This window comes from Methylocystis sp. IM3 (genome assembly GCF_038070105.1).
Taxonomy (GTDB): Bacteria; Pseudomonadota; Alphaproteobacteria; order Rhizobiales; family Beijerinckiaceae; genus Methylocystis.
Genome location: NZ_JBBPBZ010000004.1, coordinates 73367 through 91284, shown reverse-complemented (window position 1 = coordinate 91284; position 17918 = coordinate 73367). Strand labels below are relative to the sequence as shown.

21 protein-coding genes and 1 pseudogene are annotated in these 17918 nt (G+C 59.0%); 9 read left to right on the top strand and 13 right to left on the bottom strand.

Going from position 1 to position 17918, the window contains the following annotated elements:
• Positions 1 to 753: 753 nt before the first annotated feature.
• Together WOC76_RS20625 and repC are read right to left on the bottom strand one after the other, a co-directional pair.
• Positions 754 to 1185, bottom strand: coding sequence for an ATP-binding protein (locus WOC76_RS20625; protein WP_341102254.1), 432 nt, complete (start codon positions 1183 to 1185; stop codon positions 754 to 756).
• Positions 1185 to 1373: pseudogene (gene repC, locus WOC76_RS20620) on the bottom strand (replication initiation protein RepC); the annotation flags it as partial. The gene WOC76_RS20625 and the pseudogene repC, both read right to left, overlap by 1 nt.
• 114 nt (positions 1374 to 1487) lie before the next feature.
• Here repC and WOC76_RS20615 point away from each other — a divergent pair.
• Both WOC76_RS20615 and WOC76_RS20610 read left to right on the top strand, forming a co-directional pair.
• Positions 1488 to 1991 carry an arsenate reductase/protein-tyrosine-phosphatase family protein gene (locus WOC76_RS20615; RefSeq protein ID WP_341102257.1) on the top strand — a complete coding sequence of 168 codons (504 nt, stop codon included), beginning with the start codon at positions 1488 to 1490 and terminating at the stop codon, positions 1989 to 1991.
• Between the two features lie 338 nt (positions 1992 to 2329).
• Entirely contained in the window at positions 2330 to 2818 is a 489-nt protein-coding gene (locus WOC76_RS20610; RefSeq protein WP_341102260.1) for a CDP-archaeol synthase, read from the top strand.
• A gap of 7 nt (positions 2819 to 2825) precedes the next feature.
• On the opposite strand, the gene WOC76_RS20605 is transcribed toward WOC76_RS20610, so the two are convergent.
• Both WOC76_RS20605 and WOC76_RS20600 read right to left on the bottom strand, forming a co-directional pair.
• A complete protein-coding gene (locus WOC76_RS20605) occupies positions 2826 to 3524 on the bottom strand; it encodes a metallophosphoesterase (protein ID WP_341387499.1) in 699 nt (232 codons plus the stop codon).
• A gap of 48 nt (positions 3525 to 3572) precedes the next feature.
• A complete protein-coding gene (locus tag WOC76_RS20600) occupies positions 3573 to 3782 on the bottom strand; it encodes a hypothetical protein (RefSeq protein ID WP_341102265.1) in 210 nt (69 codons plus the stop codon).
• Positions 3783 to 6021: 2239 nt separating this feature from the next.
• Here WOC76_RS20600 and WOC76_RS20595 point away from each other — a divergent pair.
• The 3 genes from WOC76_RS20595 to WOC76_RS20585 all read left to right on the top strand — a co-directional run bounded on the left by WOC76_RS20595 (position 6022) and on the right by WOC76_RS20585 (position 8019).
• The gene (locus WOC76_RS20595; protein ID WP_341102268.1) at positions 6022 to 6195 is read left to right on the top strand and encodes a phasin family protein; all 174 of its coding nucleotides are present in this window, start codon (positions 6022 to 6024) and stop codon (positions 6193 to 6195) included.
• Positions 6196 to 6413: 218 nt separating this feature from the next.
• A complete protein-coding gene (locus WOC76_RS20590; protein WP_341102270.1) occupies positions 6414 to 6917 on the top strand; it encodes a hypothetical protein in 504 nt (167 codons plus the stop codon).
• A gap of 631 nt (positions 6918 to 7548) precedes the next feature.
• A complete protein-coding gene (locus WOC76_RS20585) occupies positions 7549 to 8019 on the top strand; it encodes a MucR family transcriptional regulator (RefSeq protein ID WP_341102271.1) in 471 nt (156 codons plus the stop codon).
• 235 nt (positions 8020 to 8254) lie between these two features.
• On the opposite strand, the gene WOC76_RS20580 is transcribed toward WOC76_RS20585, so the two are convergent.
• Positions 8255 to 8770: a Spy/CpxP family protein refolding chaperone gene (locus WOC76_RS20580; RefSeq protein WP_341102273.1), complete on the bottom strand. Its 516-nt coding sequence runs from the start codon at positions 8768 to 8770 to the stop codon at positions 8255 to 8257.
• A gap of 220 nt (positions 8771 to 8990) precedes the next feature.
• Here WOC76_RS20580 and WOC76_RS20575 point away from each other — a divergent pair, with 220 nt between their 5' ends.
• Positions 8991 to 9329 (top strand): hypothetical protein, encoded by a 339-nt coding sequence (locus WOC76_RS20575; RefSeq protein ID WP_341102275.1) that lies wholly within the window; start codon positions 8991 to 8993, stop codon positions 9327 to 9329.
• A gap of 64 nt (positions 9330 to 9393) precedes the next feature.
• On the opposite strand, the gene WOC76_RS20570 is transcribed toward WOC76_RS20575, so the two are convergent.
• Positions 9394 to 10737 carry an IS1380 family transposase gene (locus WOC76_RS20570; RefSeq protein WP_341102276.1) on the bottom strand — a complete coding sequence of 448 codons (1344 nt, stop codon included), beginning with the start codon at positions 10735 to 10737 and terminating at the stop codon, positions 9394 to 9396.
• A gap of 146 nt (positions 10738 to 10883) precedes the next feature.
• Between WOC76_RS20570 and WOC76_RS20565 the strand changes: the two genes are divergently transcribed.
• Positions 10884 to 11186 (top strand): hypothetical protein, encoded by a 303-nt coding sequence (locus tag WOC76_RS20565; RefSeq protein WP_341102278.1) that lies wholly within the window; start codon positions 10884 to 10886, stop codon positions 11184 to 11186.
• A 150-nt stretch (positions 11187 to 11336) separates the two neighbouring features.
• Here WOC76_RS20565 and WOC76_RS20560 read toward each other — a convergent pair whose 3' ends face one another.
• The 5 genes from WOC76_RS20560 to WOC76_RS20540 all read right to left on the bottom strand — a co-directional run bounded on the left by WOC76_RS20560 (position 11337) and on the right by WOC76_RS20540 (position 14314).
• Positions 11337 to 12278, bottom strand: coding sequence for a DNA topoisomerase (locus WOC76_RS20560; protein ID WP_341102279.1), 942 nt, complete (start codon positions 12276 to 12278; stop codon positions 11337 to 11339).
• Between the two features lie 9 nt (positions 12279 to 12287).
• Positions 12288 to 12455, bottom strand: coding sequence for a hypothetical protein (locus WOC76_RS20555; protein ID WP_341102281.1), 168 nt, complete (start codon positions 12453 to 12455; stop codon positions 12288 to 12290).
• Positions 12456 to 12623: 168 nt separating this feature from the next.
• The gene (locus WOC76_RS20550; protein ID WP_341102282.1) at positions 12624 to 13328 is read right to left on the bottom strand and encodes a DNA topoisomerase; all 705 of its coding nucleotides are present in this window, start codon (positions 13326 to 13328) and stop codon (positions 12624 to 12626) included.
• A 378-nt stretch (positions 13329 to 13706) separates the two neighbouring features.
• Positions 13707 to 13889, bottom strand: a complete 183-nt coding sequence (locus WOC76_RS20545) for a GDCCVxC domain-containing (seleno)protein (protein WP_341102284.1) — start codon at positions 13887 to 13889, stop codon at positions 13707 to 13709.
• The gene (locus WOC76_RS20540; protein WP_341102286.1) at positions 13889 to 14314 is read right to left on the bottom strand and encodes a mercuric transporter MerT family protein; all 426 of its coding nucleotides are present in this window, start codon (positions 14312 to 14314) and stop codon (positions 13889 to 13891) included. The genes WOC76_RS20545 and WOC76_RS20540 overlap by 1 nt, the downstream gene beginning before the upstream one ends.
• A 77-nt stretch (positions 14315 to 14391) precedes the next feature.
• Here WOC76_RS20540 and WOC76_RS20535 point away from each other — a divergent pair, with 77 nt between their 5' ends.
• Entirely contained in the window at positions 14392 to 14829 is a 438-nt protein-coding gene (locus tag WOC76_RS20535; protein WP_341387450.1) for a MerR family transcriptional regulator, read from the top strand.
• A gap of 214 nt (positions 14830 to 15043) precedes the next feature.
• Here WOC76_RS20535 and WOC76_RS20530 read toward each other — a convergent pair whose 3' ends face one another.
• Positions 15044 to 15253 carry a hypothetical protein gene (locus WOC76_RS20530; RefSeq protein WP_341102290.1) on the bottom strand — a complete coding sequence of 70 codons (210 nt, stop codon included), beginning with the start codon at positions 15251 to 15253 and terminating at the stop codon, positions 15044 to 15046.
• Between the two features lie 573 nt (positions 15254 to 15826).
• Between WOC76_RS20530 and WOC76_RS20525 the strand changes: the two genes are divergently transcribed.
• A complete protein-coding gene (locus WOC76_RS20525) occupies positions 15827 to 16345 on the top strand; it encodes a hypothetical protein (protein ID WP_341102291.1) in 519 nt (172 codons plus the stop codon).
• An 871-nt stretch (positions 16346 to 17216) separates the two neighbouring features.
• On the opposite strand, the gene WOC76_RS20520 is transcribed toward WOC76_RS20525, so the two are convergent.
• Positions 17217 to 17561 (bottom strand): hypothetical protein, encoded by a 345-nt coding sequence (locus tag WOC76_RS20520; RefSeq protein WP_341102293.1) that lies wholly within the window; start codon positions 17559 to 17561, stop codon positions 17217 to 17219.
• Between the last annotated feature and the right edge of the window lie 357 nt (positions 17562 to 17918).

Below are 17918 nucleotides of genomic sequence, written 5' to 3'. Positions count from 1 at the left end.
TTTTGCGGGCGTTTTCTTTTGGGCGGGCCTTGTAGCAGTTTTAATCTTTTTCACTGATTCTTTCCTCAGACTCCCGCCAGGTCGCTCGTGATCCTAACCTGAAGGAACGCGCTTCGCCAAACCAGCCGAGAACCGCTTAGCCGACGGAGGTTACATCGGCCAAACCCATCAACTTCAGTATAATGCGCGGCCCTCCGGCGCGGAGAGTGAGGATGAAATCCGTTCAGTGGATTTTTCCTGATCTACACTGCGGCGCGCGATGAAAAAGGTGGGTGAGCAACTCCGGTTTCTAGCAGCTCGCCCAACCTGGGTGGGATGCTGCACTCAGGTAAAACGTCGAAACGGTTCGGAGCCGATGACATGGCCCCGAACGTGCCGAACCTTGGCCATAGGCTGTCATGCTTATGGGCAGGGTGTGGCTATCATTGAGCTATTGAGGTACCTCGCCACGAAAATATGGTTCGTAATCGCGCTAAAAGGCCCTTTGGTAGCTTCAAAGGCAGGGTTGGCAGGGGCCGGGGCCTTGCCTTACCCGCCATATCATGCCGCTTGTTGAACCTGCCGCTACCTTAGCTATTTGTTCAAAGGATAAGCTTAGCTATTGGAGCCCTCTGCACTTTTTGCTGTTAACTGCGTTAGGTAGATCGGCTGCTTCCCAAGGGGGCCTTAGATGGCAAAGCCTTGCGCGGCAAGGAATATTGCACCCGGTAGGTGGTTCACTCCGGTTCTCTCACCCTCCCCTTTTCACGCCAGTCAGGTCAACCGAAGAGCTGCGTGGGTCGATGGCGGGAGTGTCTCCCAGATAGGGAGCAATCCTCGCAGCTCCCTTACTGCAAGGCCGCTCGAGCGCAGCGCATGAAGCGTTCGAAAAAGGAGGCGCCATGAAAGCGTCGGGTTCGGAAAGATTTTTCCCCATTCGCCGAAGGGCTGATTTGCGGTGATGAGCAGGTAGCGCCGTTCGTGGCGGGCGCTGATCAGCTCGAAGAGGACGCTGGTTTCGGCTTGGTCCTTGGCGACATAGGCGATGTCGTCGAGGATGGGAGATGATATTTGTCGAGCTTGTCGATCGCGGCTTCGAGAACAAAGGTCGCGCCGCGCGACTTGCAGCCTCTGGACGAAAGTGTCCGATGATCTGTCCAAAGAAGCGCGTCGCTTTTCGCGTCGCTTTTCTCGAACCCGCGCCATCAGGCACGTCTCCGATCGATTTTTCCCTTCCTGCCTCGGATAAGAGCCATCAGGACTGGACCGATCGAGAACTCCCCTGCCCTGGCTTTACTGATCAAGACACGCAGATAGCCGCCGGCGCTCTTGATTTCGTCGCCTCGTTGCAAAATCGCAGCTACGACGATTGCTGCTTCGATCTCTCCCAGCGCCTCGGTATACCTTTCCATCCGTTCGATCTAGACTTGGGGAGACACTCGAAGGCGATCCTGTCCAGCGCCCTCAAATCGAGGCTTAGTCATCCGATCGATGAAGACGGATCTCGCATGAAAACCGTGCTCTTTCTTTGCACTGGAAACTATTACCGTAGCCGCTTCGCGGAAGAGCTGTTCAATTTCCGCGCTCCTAGGGAATGTCCGGGTTGGATAGCGAAGTCGCGCGGAATCGCCGTCGACCTTGGCAGCGGCAACATCGGCCCGATTGCAAAGGCAACGGCGAGCGCGCTTCAACAAAGGGGAGTGAGTTTTGATCGTGAGTGCGCGCGGATGCCCTTGCAGGTCCAAATCGCCGACCTCGATGCGGCGCACGATATCATCGCGCTGAAATATGCCGAGCATTTTCCTCTGATGGGCGAGCGGTTCCCGGAGTGGGTTTCGACACGCGATCCTTCGCGCATCGAATACTGGCATGTGCACGACGTTGACGGTATGACTCCCGAGGAGGCGCTGCCCTTGATTGAGGCGGAGGTGCTGAGTTTGATGAGGAGGCTATATAAGGAAACACTTGCGAGTATCGGCCGCATCGGGCGGGACGATGAAATTCGCAAATGAAATTCCGAGGTCCGCAACGTCCCCACAGCCCTCATTGATTTTCAGGGGTGGAACAGAGAGTAAAAGTCGTCACACGGACTCGCAGCGTCAATAAGCGTGAAGCTGATCTTTGACCTGAGTGCGGCTGGCGGACGATGCGGCAAAAAACAGGTAAGCTCTCGCAAGAACCTCTTCGGGACGGGGGACCACCGCGAGCCTGAGTCTCCGGCTTCGGAGATCAAGACTTGTGTTCGGATTTGATCATTCTGGAGCATGGGGACCGAATCTCAAACGCGCCGTCGGCCCCAACTAAAACGGCCAGGAAGAAGCGACGAGGCCGCGCACCGTCGGAGACAGGCATGAGACTCGACATCATCTGGCAGGTTCTGCTCCTTCTCGTCATCGCGAATGGCGCGCCCATTCTCGCGACGCGGGTCATGGGTAGGCGCCTGGCATGGCCAGTTGACGGGGGTGCGCTGTTCCGCGATGGCAAACCGCTTTTTGGCCGCTCGAAAACCGTTCGGGGTCTTGCGGCGAGCTTCACGGCGACAGCCATGGGCGCGCATCTTCTTGGCCTGCCCTGGGCGAGCGGCGCGGCGATCGCCGCGCTAGCCATGGCCGGAGATCTCTTCTCCAGCTTCCTGAAGCGGCGCCTTGCGCTTGCGTCGAGCGCGCGGGCGGTCGGCCTCGATCAGCTTCCCGAGGCGCTCCTGCCCGCGTTTTACGCCGCGACCGCCATGTCGTTGACTGCCGCGGAGGCGGCGGCCGTGGTCGGGCTCTTCTTCATCGGCGTGCTTTTCTTGTCGCGGATACTTTATGTGCTTGGTATTCGCGAGCGGCCTTACTGATTGGCGCTCAACCCCTGATCAAACGGTGCAGGGTGATCTCCGGGGGGCAATTGAAGCGCACGGGCACGATAGAGGCGCCGGCGCCGGTGCTGATGTAGCCGCGCATGCCGGCGTATGTCCATCCGCCTTTTCCCATGCGTCGCGGCAGAATAACATCGAGCGTTAGCGGAAAACCGCCCGGCAGACAGATCTGACCGCCATGCGTATGTCCGCCCAGGAGCAAATCGAAGCCCACATGCGCCGCCTGCCTGTAAATTTCAGGCGTATGCGACAGAAGGATCGCGTAAGCGTCGTTTGGGATATCCGCGGCCTTTTCGATATTGTCGGCGCGGTAGAAATGCGCGTCGTCGACGCCGGCGAGATAAATGCGGGTACTGTTGCGCGCGAGGGCGACATTCTCGTTAAGGAGAACCTTGACACCCATCGCCTCCAGGTCGGGAACCATCAGAGCGGTGTCATGGTCTCCCAAGACGGCGTAAACGTCAGTGGAGATATTTTCGCGCAGTCTAAAAAGCCCTTCGAGACATGAGCGGAAGTCGCCATAGGTTTCGCCACGATAGTCGCCGGTCCAGACACAGAGATCATAATCGAGATCGCGGATGAGATCTTTGACGGCGGACATGGCGCGCGGGCTTCGATCGACGTGCAGATCGCTCAAGTGCAAAAGCGTGAATCCGTCGAATGCTTCTAGCAGACGGCCGCTCACCACCTCATTGGTCAAGAGCCGAACGCGGCCCGCATTACGGCGTCCGAGTCAATACATGCCGGTCACGCGCAACACGCTTTCGATCAGCGCACGCGAATACAGAAGGTTCTCGATGTGAAAGAAAGTCAGCCCCTGGCCGAACACCTGCGCTTCATGATCCTTCTCGATTCCAAGACGCTGTCGCGCGTGGATTTTACCGAGACGCGTCTCGAGGCGTCCCATGATCTCGTCATTTTCGAGGAATTCGGGCGGAGTCATACTGCATTTTCGTGTGGAAAGTCCAAAAGCGTACCATTCCGCAATTTGAAATACTGAGAAAATGAACTTAACCTAGACAGTGACTCATCGGCGAGATCGTCATCGTGGAACCCATGCCGCCACCGGCGGTCGTTGTGAGCCGCGACCTCGCCCCATCACTTCCCGAATGCGAAGGATCAAGCCGCCGTGACAGCGCCGGGCGTGAGCCAGAGCCGAGCTTCAATCGTCTCGGCGTTTTTACCGCTACTGGAATTTTCTCAGAGACCGGGCGGGTCCTTATGCTTGCGCTCGCTCCGTGGCGCATGTGCGCCGCGCCGGCTCATTTACTAGCCAAACTGCCTCGGCGATCTTCTGCGCCAACTGGGCGACGTTCAGGTGAAGTCGCTCCGTGGGCGTCAGCATGTCAAGCTCTAGACCATCTCGGACTTCCTTCAGGATGATGGCCTCGATTGCTGCCACTGTCTCCATTGGTCACCTCCACTTTCGTGTGCTTGACCAGTATTGTGCGCTCGATGAAGCCATCTGCATAGGTCCGAAAAATAATATTTTCGGGGGAGAAAATTTACCCCTCTCCGCCTCGTCTTATGTCAAATATCCCGGGTTATCGGACATGGCTCGCTTGGCCTTGAGCATGTCAAGGGCGGGAAATGGGTAGTTTTTGAGTAGGTTTCGAGTAGGTCAAAGATTGTCACTGGCGCGCCACGAAAGATCGTCAGCCGCAACCTTTACCATATTCGGGACCTTTGAGGGATCAAAGGGACCCAAAAAGCGCCCTCCCCTCCAAATCATTTTGTTCTTTGGCTATATCCCTTCAAAATTTCGGCAGCCCTTTTAGAAAAAACGTCTTAAGTTCTTCCGCCTTGATATATTCTTGAGGCCGTATTTGCACCTCGTCCATCGATCGATATTCAGGCCTTGCTAAAAGGTCTTGCAGGTAATTCTCTGCCTCACCTTCGCTATCACGAACCGTACTATCATGGTTTCTCCCATTGCTACCTTCACTCTCAGATATCCTAAAATAGCAGCGCTCCATTCGTGAAGAGACTCACGAAGAATCGAAGCTGCTCTTGCACTATAATCTCACGCCCGAGGTCGCCATGGCCCCAGCCTTGCCGCATCCTCACTCCACGCATGTCTATGGCGCAACAGTCTATTCACACTGCGCCGCAATCTGGCCTCGCCCCTCAGACCTCATAGCGCGGCCGAGATGCGATCCCCTCAAATTTGCGTCCGGCTGGCGGCTCGCAGGTTCAGCTCTCCGGCGAGCCGCCCCTCTCTGTTCTTGTCCCTTCCACTGAACGAAAGAGCCAAAAGCCCTCCCGACCGGCGCGCGCGAGGCTGCTCTATTTTCGGGAGCGCGAAACTTGAACAAGTAGAAAGATAGACCCGGAAATCGTTCCAAGGCTTAGAATGCCGACAAGAGCGAAGATTTCAGTCATGTTTCCCTCCCCACCGCCTCTTGAATGGGTCAGCTCGATTATTTGTCGATCCTATCGATCCATAAATATCTTCGATTGCCCGCGTGAAAGCGCCGCATACCAGCAACTACATCCGTCCAGTTCGTCGGGCGCTACTTAGCCCACGCCCGCGCGGGGACCGCGAGCATTTCGACCTCGGCCATGATGGGCGGCTCGCCCCAGGTCCAACGAGCGAGCCGCCCCGACGGCCGGCTGTTGGCAGAGTCCAGCCGTCACGCGGGAGATAGGGCGCGGGACGCGAGCGGCGACGCCCCAACTCTGCGGGCTCCTCGCGCTGGGTGGGCGGGCGACCGGCGGCCGGGGTGTCGAGGGCGGCTCGCTGCCGACCGGCTCGTCAAACGACGGACCGCCCTCACGGCCGAACGCGAGGGTTAGCTAGCGTCGGCCGTCTGTTTGCGAGGTAATGCGCGCCGGGCGCGGGCCAGCCTTCCTCCGTGTGTTTTTTGGCCGAGATTGGCGTCTGGCGCCATCGAAAACCGGTTGCGTGGCTCCTATCCGCAGCGATCTGGGGCCTATTTCGATCTCGGCGCGCCAATATTTGACGCGCGCCAAGTCGCCGGCCGAGAAAATCCCCTACGCCTCAGGCCGGCGGCCATCATTGCCGGGGCGGCCCGCCGTTTGGAGCTTATCGGCGGGCCGCTTTCTCGCATTATCGTTTTTCGCTATCGCTCTGACCCCCTGTGCCAAACCGTTCGGTTACGCACGGGTCGAAAACATTTGTTAAAGTAGCTATTGAATAATTCCGCCCATGTGTACGTATTATGAGCCGCGCGCTCTTTGAAAAGCTGATTGCCGTGAAGACAATCGACGAAGCGGTTCGGATCCAGTCGGACTTCGCTAAATCCGCCTACGAAGATTTCCTCGCGCAGGCCACAAAGATTGGCGAAATTTATTCGAAGCTGGCTCAGGAAGCTTTCAAGCCGACCAAGGCATAGGCTGAGAGAACTATCGCAGCAGACCAAGCGTCGGGCGCCGCCCCTTTTCAAAGGCGATGCCCGGCAGGTTCGTCGAAAACGCACGCATCATGGTGAGCGTTGCTATATTGGGACGGGCTCTTTGCAATCAATGAAACGCAGAAGCGGTTCTATGATTAGCATGTGCTGGTCCATATTGACTTTGGATTTGGCCGAGACGAATAATGAAAGAAATAGCTATGAACCAAAAAATCAGAGGAAGAACGCGGCCGAAAACCAACCCGGCGCCCCTTTCGATTCAGGCAGAAATCGTCGAGGATTACGAGGACATGCCCGTCGAGGCCGTAGCCCTCGCACCTGAGGCGGCTGAGTCGGTTGTGGTCGGACCTGTAACCGCCGAGGGTGTTACTGTGGAACCTGCCGAGGCCACATCAGTTGCGGTGAGCATCGCCGCCACGGCAGGTGGGCCGCCACCCTGCTTGAAATCGCCAGGGTCGGCAAACTCCGACGAAGGCTTCAATGTGAGCGCTTGGCAGCTAAAAACTTACGATCTCTTCAATGAGAACGTCGCCGCGATCTTCGACTTCCTCTCCGCGTTCGGTCAGGTGACGTCCTTGAGCGATGTCATCGAGCTGAACTCACGTTTCGCCAGTGAGCGCTATTCGACGCTGCTACGGCAGACCAACGAGATCATGGAATTGACCGACCCCGTTCGCTTGAGAGCGTTCCCGTTCGTAGCATAAAGACGCTTGCCGGGGCATTAGCGCCTTCATCAACAGGGTTTTGATGTCCCTGACGCGACCGCGTCACCAGCGGCGTCGCGAGTATTCCGCGCCACCATTCGGCTTCAACGCATGAGATCGACCGGTTTCGTTTCCGGTTTTTCTTGTGCGCTGAGGGCAAGCGGCAATTAAACACGTCCGCAAGGCCCTGTAGAAATATCAGCGGCGCACAATCTCCAGATTCAAACAGACTTCTGAGGCGTCGCCGCAGGCGGGAACCCGCGGCCAAGCGCCAGCGTGCCGAGAAGCCTTATACTCGCGCCGTGAGCATCACGGAATGGCCGCGCAACCCCGGCGAGGTCTCCGTCCGGGCCACGCCTTAATGCTTGGCCGCACGCCCCCTGGCGCCAATCCCTCGGGCGAATTCAGCGAAAATTCGTAGGCTTGATCGGCTGGGACCCTGGCCTCGGGCCACCCCTTACAGCACCCCCTGTAGCTTTCTCACGCGGTTCTTGGAATACACACTGCGGGTGAAAAGGAGGCGGGGAGATCTGCGTCGTCCACCCGCTGTATTTCTTCAAAATCGGCAAATGGCCTCGACGCGCCATGAACAGGCGCGTATCAGACTCAGATTGCCGATTGGGAGGTTGATATGTCACAGGTTGAAGGTGCGGCGGATGTCAATTCAATGGAGCTGGCAGCCGAAATCGTCGCCGCCTATGTCTCGCATAATTCGCTTGCTGTCGCGGACCTGCCGGGGCTGATCGCGTCCGTGGCCGCCGCGCTGGGGAGCCTCTCCAGCCGCGGACCGACAAGCGCGCCTGCGAAGAAGCCGACTCCGGCGGTGCCCGTCCGCCGCTCGGTCACGCCGGACTATCTCATCTGCCTGGATGACGGGAAGAAATTCAAATCGCTAAGGCGGCATTTGGCGACGTTGGGCATGACGCCAGATGATTATCGGGCGAAGTGGGACCTGACGCCGGACTATCCCATGGTCGCGCCGAATTACGCGGCGAAGCGTTCCGAGCTGGCGACGCGCTCGGGGCTTGGCCAGTTGCGCAAGAAAGCACCGCCGGCGAAGGGTGGCCGCCGTCAGACGGCAAAGGCGCCGGCGGGTGATTGAGCGGAGGAAATCGGCGCGCCTGAGAGGATCAACAGCGAAATGCCTCCGTCATTTCCGCCGCATAGGCTTTCAGGAAGCAAAACGAACAAACTTACCTCGATTCCCCTATGTCAAAAACAAAAATTAGCTGGAGGAGTAAGACACAGGAGCGGCCCACCACGAACGATGATGAGCCGGTTCCCTTGATGGCGGAGCTGTTTGAGCGCCCCGAATTTTTCGTCGGCCTAGTCAGAGCTTACTCGCCAGTGTCCGAATGTCCCTCCACATGCATCATGTGGCCCATGTGCTCCATATGGCCGTGCATTCGCATCATCATATGCAACAGCATGCCGAAGCGGCGCTTCTGAGTGTCGTCAAGGCTGTCGTATAGCGGCTTAGCCGCGTCGGCAATCTTTTCCATCTCCCCGGCTTTCGCCGTCATGGCTTTGGCGCCTTGGCGGAGATTTTCGATCAGGTCGGGATGCTCGTGCCGCTCCTTGGCCTTCTCATGCCATTCAGCCATGCGAGCTGCCCGCGCCTTCGCGACGTCACGAAGAGCCGCTTCTAGCGCCGGCCAATTCTTCTCCTGCGCCTGCGTCAGCTTCAATCCAGCCTTTAGCGCGGCGATATGTGCGTCAGTAAAGGCGGCTTTATCTTCGGCCGAAATCTCGTGTTGTTCTTCAGAATGCTCAGGCGTCGCGTAAGCGCCCCATGGCATTCCAAAGGCGAGAAATGGCGCCATCGCGGTAGCGAGTATAAACCGCTTCATCATATGGGATTCTCCTTAAAATCTGCAAAGGCTACGCATTCGGTTCACGAAGAGCAGCCAGTGCGGGCGTAGAGAAAGCTAATGGCGTTTTCGTGAACCGTGTTTGACCAACGTCCGGGCCAAGCATGTGCGCGGGTTCGGAACAAGCGCTCCTTTACCGGCTTTGATGCAGCGGCTATTGTGCGCCGCACAAGGCAGCAGCTACCGGCGGAGAAGATCACACATGCCTAGCGAAATGAAAATCGACGCGGCCTTAGCTGATCTGGAAGCCGGAAAGTTCTCCTTTCGAATGGTTGACGCCATCGCAAATCATGTCAAAAAGCTCGAATCCGAATTGGAGGTTACGCGTCGCCTGCATGCGAGTGCGGTACGCGAACTGAGGTTGCAAGAGTACGCCAACTGGAAGCTCGAAAGAGAACTCACGAGTTTGAACGCGAGAATACAGGCGCTCTTCAGGGCGAACATACTAACCCGACCTATTCATGACGACAGACTTTGTGCGCGGTTCTTGAGCGCCGCTGATTTCGGGCGTGCGGCAGCGTTCGTCTTTTTCGCCGCCTGAGGATCGGTACTGTTTATTACGCGCTGGAGGGGACGGATCGGCGAAGGAGTAGATATCCTGCCGATCAGGGGCCGAGCGGGGCGAGCGCGCCAGACAATCCCCGGAACAGATCGGCTTCGGGGCAACAAGCGGCAAAAGCGAGGCGCACGCGACTTGTCGTCTCGACGACTCTGGCCGCGATCTTGATCAGCCGGAGCCGCAGCGTCGCGAACTCCGCCTTCGCCAAATCGCGGACCTTAGGTATGGCGTCGCGCACTGTCAGCATCAACCAATAGGCGGCGGTGTGCAGCACGAGACGCACCTGATTGGCGACGGCGGAACGGCAGGAGGTGCGATCAGACGCCAGTTGCGTCTTGTGCAACTTGATCAGGTTCTTGGCCTGTCCGCGCGCGCAATACAGGCTGTCGTAGACCCACTCGGGCGAGCCATGTTTGAGATTGGTGACGACGAAGCGAATATCGAGGCCGAGCGTCGTCGCCTCGATGCGGGCGACGGCGCGTCGCTCTCGGTTCCATGATTTCGCCTTGTGGCGCGTCTCGGCATAATCGCGCACCACCGGCTTGTCGGAGATGGCGCGCTCGGTGCGAACTGCATCGGCGGCCTCATCGATTTTCTTCGACAAAGGGTTCGAGCCGGGCAACCCGAAGACGTAATCGACGCCGTTATCCTCGCACCACGCCATCGCCACCGGCCGGGCGTAATGGCCATCGCCGCGGAACATGATGCGGGTCTTGGTCCAACACTTGCGAACATGCCGCACAAGACGCCGCAGATGCGCACGCACCTCGCCGCCAGACGGCGTCTTGCCGGGTCGCAGGACGACTGCAACGGGACGGCTTCGTTCGGTATCGTAGACATGGATCGGCAGGAAACAGCGTTCGTCATAGTGCGCGTTGAACAGCGACAGCTGCTGGTGGCCATGCACGACATCGCAGGTGTCGTCGATGTCCAGAATGATAGACGCAGGCTCGCGCGCGTAAGACGCCATCCATTGATCCACGAGCGCGTAGGTCAGGCGGATCGCGTCCTTCAGGGAAGGCGCATTCTCCAGCCGCGACAGCGTCGGCTGCGAACAAAGATCGGCGCCGGTCTCGGGCAATCTGCCACAGGCGAGCTTGAACGCGGGATCGACACGCAGGCTGTCCAGATCGTCGGCATCCTCGTAGCCGCAGGCGATGGCGAAGGCGCGAGCGCGAATCATGTCGGCGAGCGTATGCGTGATGCGGGACGGATCCCGCCGGTCCGGAAACGAGCGAGCAAGCCTATCGGCGATCCCCAGACGGCGTTCGGCCATCGCCAGCAGCATGACGCCGCCATCGGAAGTAAGGCGGTCGCCATCAAAATCGGCTGTGAGCTTCTTGCGCCCTACGGCTGGAAACGAGAACGGTAGAATCGTAGTGTCGGTCATTGGCGGGCGTGGCTGGCGCGCGATGCGCGTAAGGTTGGCTTAGACACCAAAATCCTACGCCGTATCAGCGCTCTATGCCATGCTCGCCGGCCTCCAACCTCTCGCTTCATGAATAATCGCGGCTAACAGAGGAAACCTATGGGAAAATGACGCCCGTCGTCATCGAGATAGGCAAATATATCAGCGCATCCTTGGAATTTGCCGGAGCGTCGCTTGAAGCGGCGACGGCTAATTTGAAATCAGGCAAATTTCAGTCCCAGCTCGTTGGCTATTCATCAAAACTCTTTGAGACGCTCAGGTCATTTACTCCTACGGAAAAAACATTCCAAGAAATACCGCGCTACGCGAACAAGATCGGCGGATCTTTGCAGATGCTCGAAAAGCACGCAGCTACGACGATTGCCAGAGCCACAGCCTACTTGTCAAATCTTAAAAAGACTTCCGGCTAAGATCTACGAACTCCAAAATCCTGAGCCCTGCCTTCCGGTTATTGGGGAGGTCGGGTTACTTATCGACCTCTCCAATAACCGAGCTTTGTTCTACCGACAGGCTGCCAGTGGCGTGCGCTTCCAAAGGACCTCCCGCGTAGTTGCGGTGTGTCATTTTGTATGCTCATCGAGAAAGCGCCTGCACGCATCAAAATCGTGCTGATAGCCGTCCGGCAAGGCCGCCTTCTTGCTGCGTGCAAGTGTCTGCGCGTAGGCCACCATTTTCGCGGTAGGCGCCTTCCGGTGTCGAGTTCCCACGGCTGGATTGCTGTCGACTGAGGCGGGGCGCTCCTCCGTCGATGCTCGATTGTTTTTCGACCGACGAGATTTCAGAAGCTGCCTGAGGTCTTTTGTGCCGCGCTCGCGGCTATTCGATCCGCGACGGCGTCGCGGGCCTCGACGCGCCTGCGTCGAACTTATCAAATCCGCCGTTTCGATCGGTTGCTTCTGCAACGCCTCGATGAAGTCATTCGCGGCGGCCGCGATGCCGTCGATCACCACGCGAAAGTCTGTCTTCCCGGTGACAATCTCGCCGAGACGCATCTCCCATAAGGCCGTTGTGCCAGGATCGACAAGCGCAGGAGCTGAACCCCGCAAAAGCTCGAACAACTGTAGTCCCGCACTGGTTGGCAACACCAGTTTGCCTTCCGCGGTTACAAGGTTCTGACGCTTCAGGCCCTTGATAATTTCCGCTCGAGTAGCGGGGGTGCCGATGCCCTTGGCTTCTTTGAGCCGGTCACGCAAGGACGGGTCGTCGATAAAACGCCATGCATTTTGCATGGCGTCCACAAGCGTGCCTTCGTTGTAACGCGGCGGAGGTTGGGTCCTTTTCGCCTCCACCCTAGGTTCCGACAGGATTGCCGCATCACCGTCATCGAGGGGCGGCAGCGTCTGCTCTGTCTCTGGTTCCGTTTCTGACTGGCTCGCCTGATAGACCGCTTTCCACCCGACGCGTAGAGGAACTCGGCCAACAGCCCGAAACTCTGCCGCGGCCCCGCTTGGCAAAGGAACCAACATGGTGACGACAGTCTGCCGATATTCATAATCCGGCATTATAGCCGCTCAGTAGGAGCGGCAAATCAAAGCAAACAACCGCTTTTCGTCGTCAGTCAGGCGCGCTAGGCGAGCTTCCAAATCATCAAGAACATTGATATTGGGCACGACGACATGGTGAGAAACGCCTTCGAGCGCCTTGTCGCAGAAATGGCCAGATTTCCCGCGACGAATCACCGGCGAAGCGATTTCCAGTTGAGCAAAGCCACGTAAGCGAGTGAGTGCGGCGACGATCGCCGATGTGTCACCAATCTGGTTTTCGTTCAGGTGACGAGCTTCTGCGCGCTTACCTTCGCCATCATAGAGCTTTTGCGCGACAGCGAGCGTTTTATCCGCAGTCCAGCCTCAACGCGAGCCGCAGGTCTTCTGCAGGGACGGCAGGTCGAAAAGTCGAGGCGGCGCCTGTCGCTTCTCTTCGACCGAAACACTAAGCGGACATCGATACCCCTGCGCAGCATTCGTGATCGCTTCGGCTTGGCCGCGATCCTTGATGCGCATTTTCGCGGAAGGCGCGTGGCGCATTAAAAACTCGCCGTTGACCACGGTCGCCACGACGACAATTTCAAAATAGTCTTCGGGCCGGAAGTTCAGGATCTCCAGTTCGCGCAGACAGACAATCGCCAGCGTCGGCGTCTTGACTCGACCGATCCCGATCACCCCGCGCGCCCCTGGCGGGACTAAAGTCTTCGTCGCAGTGCGGGTGAGTGAAAGATTGAAGATCTGATCCGCCTGCTGGCGGGCCACCGCAGCTTCATAGAGCGGGCGCATCTCTGCGTTCGACTTTAACCGAGCGAAGGCTTGCTGCAGCGTTTTCGGATCTTGCGCCGTGAACAAGGCTCTTCGAACTCGTCCGCGATAGCCGAAATGTTCGAGGATTTCTTGACCGATCAACTGGCCTTCGCGGTCACAGTCGGTGGCCAAAATGACGTCGTCACAACCCTTGAGCGCTGCTGCAATCGCTTTCAGCTTTGTCGCTTTGTTGCCCCCGTGGCCGGTCGGGTCGGATAAAGCCCCTGCGGCTTGAGGACGATGCAGGACCACGCCTTCCACGCTGCGTTGACTTCTTCGGGTTCGGCTAACCGGAGGAGGTGGCCCTCAGCCGGGAGAATTTGCCCGAAGCGCGCGCCCAAGGCGGTCCGCGGGAGGCTGACGACACGACACCCTATGGATTCTATAGGCACGGAGAGTGCCGTCCGAATGTCCCTTCCCTGCGGCCTTCCGCGAACCCCAACAGCGCCAGACGGAGAGGCGGGTCAATCCTAAAAAAGTCCGGGAGTTTTTTGGATCCGATCTCGGCCCCGGACTGGGCGACAACACAATCTGCGCTGTCTTCGCAGAGACGCGGATAGCCGGTTCGGTTCGGATTTTGCGCAGTCTGGTCATTAACTGGTTATGTTCTCGTCTCCCCAACAACAAGGGGCAGTTCGCCTATGCTGTCTTGATTCTTGACACGTCCCCGTAGGAGCAAAAGACGCAACAATCTCCAGCTTCGGGCCTGAGGATGGCGCCACAACCTTTGCACAGGTAAAAAAATTGGCAGGCGTCCGTGGGCATCGTCTCGATCGATCGATGGCCGCAGAACGGACAGGTGAGCGTGGAGAGCAATCGCATCAGCGGCCGCGCGTCAGCTTGAGCAAAACCGGCTCGATATAGCCCCAGCCTGCCGCCGTAGTCACCACCATGGAAGCGCATATCAGAAGGGCCAAGGTCCCGCGCGAACGGCTCGCCGCCGCGCAGCTCAACGCCGAAACACAAGCGGTCGCTTGTCTGCGCCGCCATGTCACCCAACTTCCTATGACGCCGGCGAGGCTGAGAGCGAGGAAGTGGAGGCGCCAATCGGAGAGGAAAGCGAGGCTGCCCACGATTCCCACGCCGGCGCCAAGCGCGGCGAGACCAAGCGGGATGACGCAACATGAAGAGGCGACAACCGCAAGGAGCCCTCCTGCGATTCCCGTTACAGCAAGCCACTGCGGCGTCGCAAACATGGTCGAGGGCGCCGGGGGCGTTGTCTCCTGGATCGCATCCTTAATCGTCATGGCTCGCTCTTCCTCCACGGCTGGCGTATCCTGCACCCCGTAGTCGCCACGGGTGCAAGAGGAAATCTCTCGCGATCATGCAGGCGTTGACCATCGGAAAACTTGCCACCGCAGCGGGCGTCAATCTGGAGACCGTGCGCTATTACGAGCGCATCGGGCTGATGCCGAAACCGGCGCGCACGAACAGCGGTCATCGTGCCTATGAGGAAGCGCATGTCCGCAGGCTGGCCTTCATCCGCCGCGCCCGCGAGCTGGGCTTTGGCATCGAGGACATCCGCGCCCTGCTGGCTCTCGCCGCGCCGGCGGGCGGGTCCTGCGCCGAGGTGCAGGCGATTGCGCAGGCGCATCTTGATGAGGTGCGGGCGAAGCTCGCGGATCTTGCGAAGCTCGAACGCATCCTCGCCCTGACGGTCGCCAGTTGCTCCGGCGAGCTGGCGCCTCTCTGTCCCGTGCTGGACATGTTGGACGCTGGGAAGGCGGCAAATTCAAAGAGAAGTACTATCGCCTGGAAATAGTCCCGATGGGAGTCGGAGCTCTTTGTATTTTTCTGCAATGATATCGCGGATTTGAGTGGCCGCCTGGCTAAATTCCGCGGGCGGGGGCTGCGCCCGTCTTCGCGAAAACGCCGCGGCATCACCGGGCCGGACGCGCCCTTCATATATATGTGAAGATGTGGGGCCCCCGGTTTTTTGAGCGTCAGTTCGAAGCCGGCCGAGCGTATGAGATCGTCTATTCTTCGGTCCAGGGGACAACCGCTCGGAAGCCCGACGCCAGATGGGTGTCAGTCGACGCGGCGACGATCAGGCCCTTGCGCCCGAGGCGGTCGCTCAAGGGACCAGTTGTGATTGCAGAATGCGGATAAACGTCTTTGACAATGCGATCCGTTCCACGCTGAGACTCAAATGAAGCGAAGAACAGGGTAAAAATGCCCGAGCTCATGTCGTCCTCCGGATCGTTTACGAGTCCAGTCTTGACGAGACGAGGTCACCGCGAACACGTTCCCAGAAGCCGATCGCGCTGGCCTCAACAGAGATCATGGCCGATTTCCGCGCCGCACATCGTCGCACGTGTCCCCCACGAAAAGGATCGAGAGCCCGCGCACAATTCGTCTAACACCAGCTCTCCGACTACGAGCCACGCCGGTGTTCCGCTGCGCTGCCGGTGGTCGCTCGCTTCGGAGGATCCGCGATCCGGCTAAAGACGGCGCGAAAGAGGAGATCGTTCCTGCGTCGCCTGCTTTTCGAGAGCGACCGCGTGCCAGCCTGAAAGAGCAGCGACGTCGCCACAAGCGGCTCGCTTTCGCAACGATTCCCACCGACTGCTTCCCCCTGCCCTAAGCTTGCACTTCGGGCCTTCCTCGCGACCCCAAGAAGGTCTGGAAGCGTTCTTTGCTTTGCTCCGACCTGGTTGCGGCGCGATCTGCCGGTGGCATTCTGCTCCAAGTCTCGGGGCTGGAATAATTGAAAGCCCACCTCTCGGCGGGCTCTGAAATCAGTTTGGCAGAAGTCGCATTTGGCCTTACGCCTCGGCCCAAGAATTATCAGCCGCCGGCGAAGGCAGCCGCTTTCCGCCCTTTTGCGCAATCTTCTCGTTTACTTTCTTGAGTTTCTCGGCCGCGCGCGCCTCGGCGACGACAGCGCGATCATAAGCCTTTTTGGCGACAGCGAGCTTCTTTTCGGTCACCTGATGGGCGGCGGTCGCCGTTGCGAGGGGGTTCCGAGTCCGCTTCTTGGCCGGCGCTTTATGCGTGGCTTTTTTGACAGCAGCCTTCGCAGTGACCTTCCGAGCGATTTTCTTCGTCGGGCCTTTGCGAGCGGCTTTCTTCGTGGCGCCTTTGCGCGCGGTCTTCTTCACAGTCGTTCTTCTTGCCATTGTGCACCCCAGTATTTGAATGGACGTGACGTTCACTACAGCATTTTCGCCAAGCAGTCACGCGATTGCAGTAAAATCGCCGTGCAATCTCGCGCGTTTCAGAGCCACCAGCGTCCTATAATGCTGGAAGCCCCCTTGCAGCGGGCTCTTCAAACCTAATGCAGATAATCTTCTCAACAAGATGGACGAAGTCGCTGCGGCAGCTAACAGCGGCGACAACCTATGGACGGTTGCCGCCCTTTCCATCGGAGATCCGTCTTCCCGGAGAGACGCTAAGTTAGCGCCGCTCGATCGCAAAGACTTGCCCTTCGGCTTGTTAGTTCCTCCGCCATGCAGCCTGCGGGCGCCAGAGGGGATCCACCCCCCACCCATAAAACCGAACGACGACATTTGCATCGCTGATGCGACGACGTCGCTCTATTCAATCGACGTTATTGCTGCACCCGCGGAGCATCGAACCGCTCGTCGAGGTGAGTGACTCAGAGATACGACGGGCCGCTGAAGGCGTATCAGCAGCGCGGGGTAGAACTCTGCCTTGGCTTGTCTCTTTGTTTGAATTAGAGCCCCTGATCGCGCGGCGCAGAGAAGCTGAACATGGCAAGTAGCAGGCGGAGCGATCGCTTGAGGTGGATCAATCCTTGTCACTTGCGTTTCTTCCCCGCCGTCTCCTTCGCGAAGATCCCCTTCCGGCTGACCTTCGGCGGCAGGTTAACAGCCCACTGATCCTTGTCGCACGGTGCGTTGCGGACGGCCCCATCTTCCGGCTCGAGAAAAGGTGAGGTCGAGCAGCGGCTTGAAGCATTAACGACCCGGCGGAGCGCAGAGGGGCGTCGGCAAAAGGCCCGCCGTCGCGGATGCGCGCCATGGTTTCTGCCTGACCGAGTAGACGCGTGGTGGCGAAAGCCGAGCGCAAGGATTTTGGGGGAACTTGCCAAGGCGAGCCTTCGCCCTTGTCGTTCGGCGTGATACTTGGGAAATTCACCGCCTTATTGGCTGCCGGGACCCCATGCGCGAGACGATCATTATCCATTCACGCCTCGCATGGTCGGAGGCCCGAGCGCGGGCCGCGGCCGAACGGCGTCACGGCCTGCAGGCGCTGTCCATCGAGCATTTGGCCGCGCGACTGGCCGGTGGATTTTTGCAGCCCATCGACTCGGATTCGTTGAAGGCCGCGATCGCCGAGGCCAAAGCCGCCGACCTCGGTGAGCTCGACAGCATCAAGGGCCTTCCCGGCTTTTCGCGCGCCGCCGCCCAGACGCTGAGCAAGGCGTGGTTGGCGAATCTCGATCTTGCCCAAATTACTGCGAGGGCCGCGCCCATGGCTCGGTCGCGGTTGAACGCGATCAGCCGCCTCGAGGCCGAGGCGCTGCGTCATTTGCCCGCCTCGATGCGCCGGCCTGGCGATCTCGTCGCCACGGCGCCCTCGCGCCTTTGCCACGCCAGGGCGCTTTTCGGGCGCATTTCGGTGAACGGCCGCACCGAAATGTCTCCGGTCTGGCGACCTTTGCTGGCCGCCTTGTCTGACGTGATGGAGGTGCGCTGGATCACAGGCCCGCGTCACGTCCCCTCCTGGGTTCGTGACCTCGGCATCCCGGTCGTTGAGGCGCCGGCAAGCGCGCCTGAAATCCAATGTGAGTCTTGCGCAAGCCCGCGGCATGAGGCGCTCGAAGCCATGCGCTGGGCGCGATCATTGCTCGCAGCAGGCGTGGCGCGCCCCGAGGAGATCGCGATT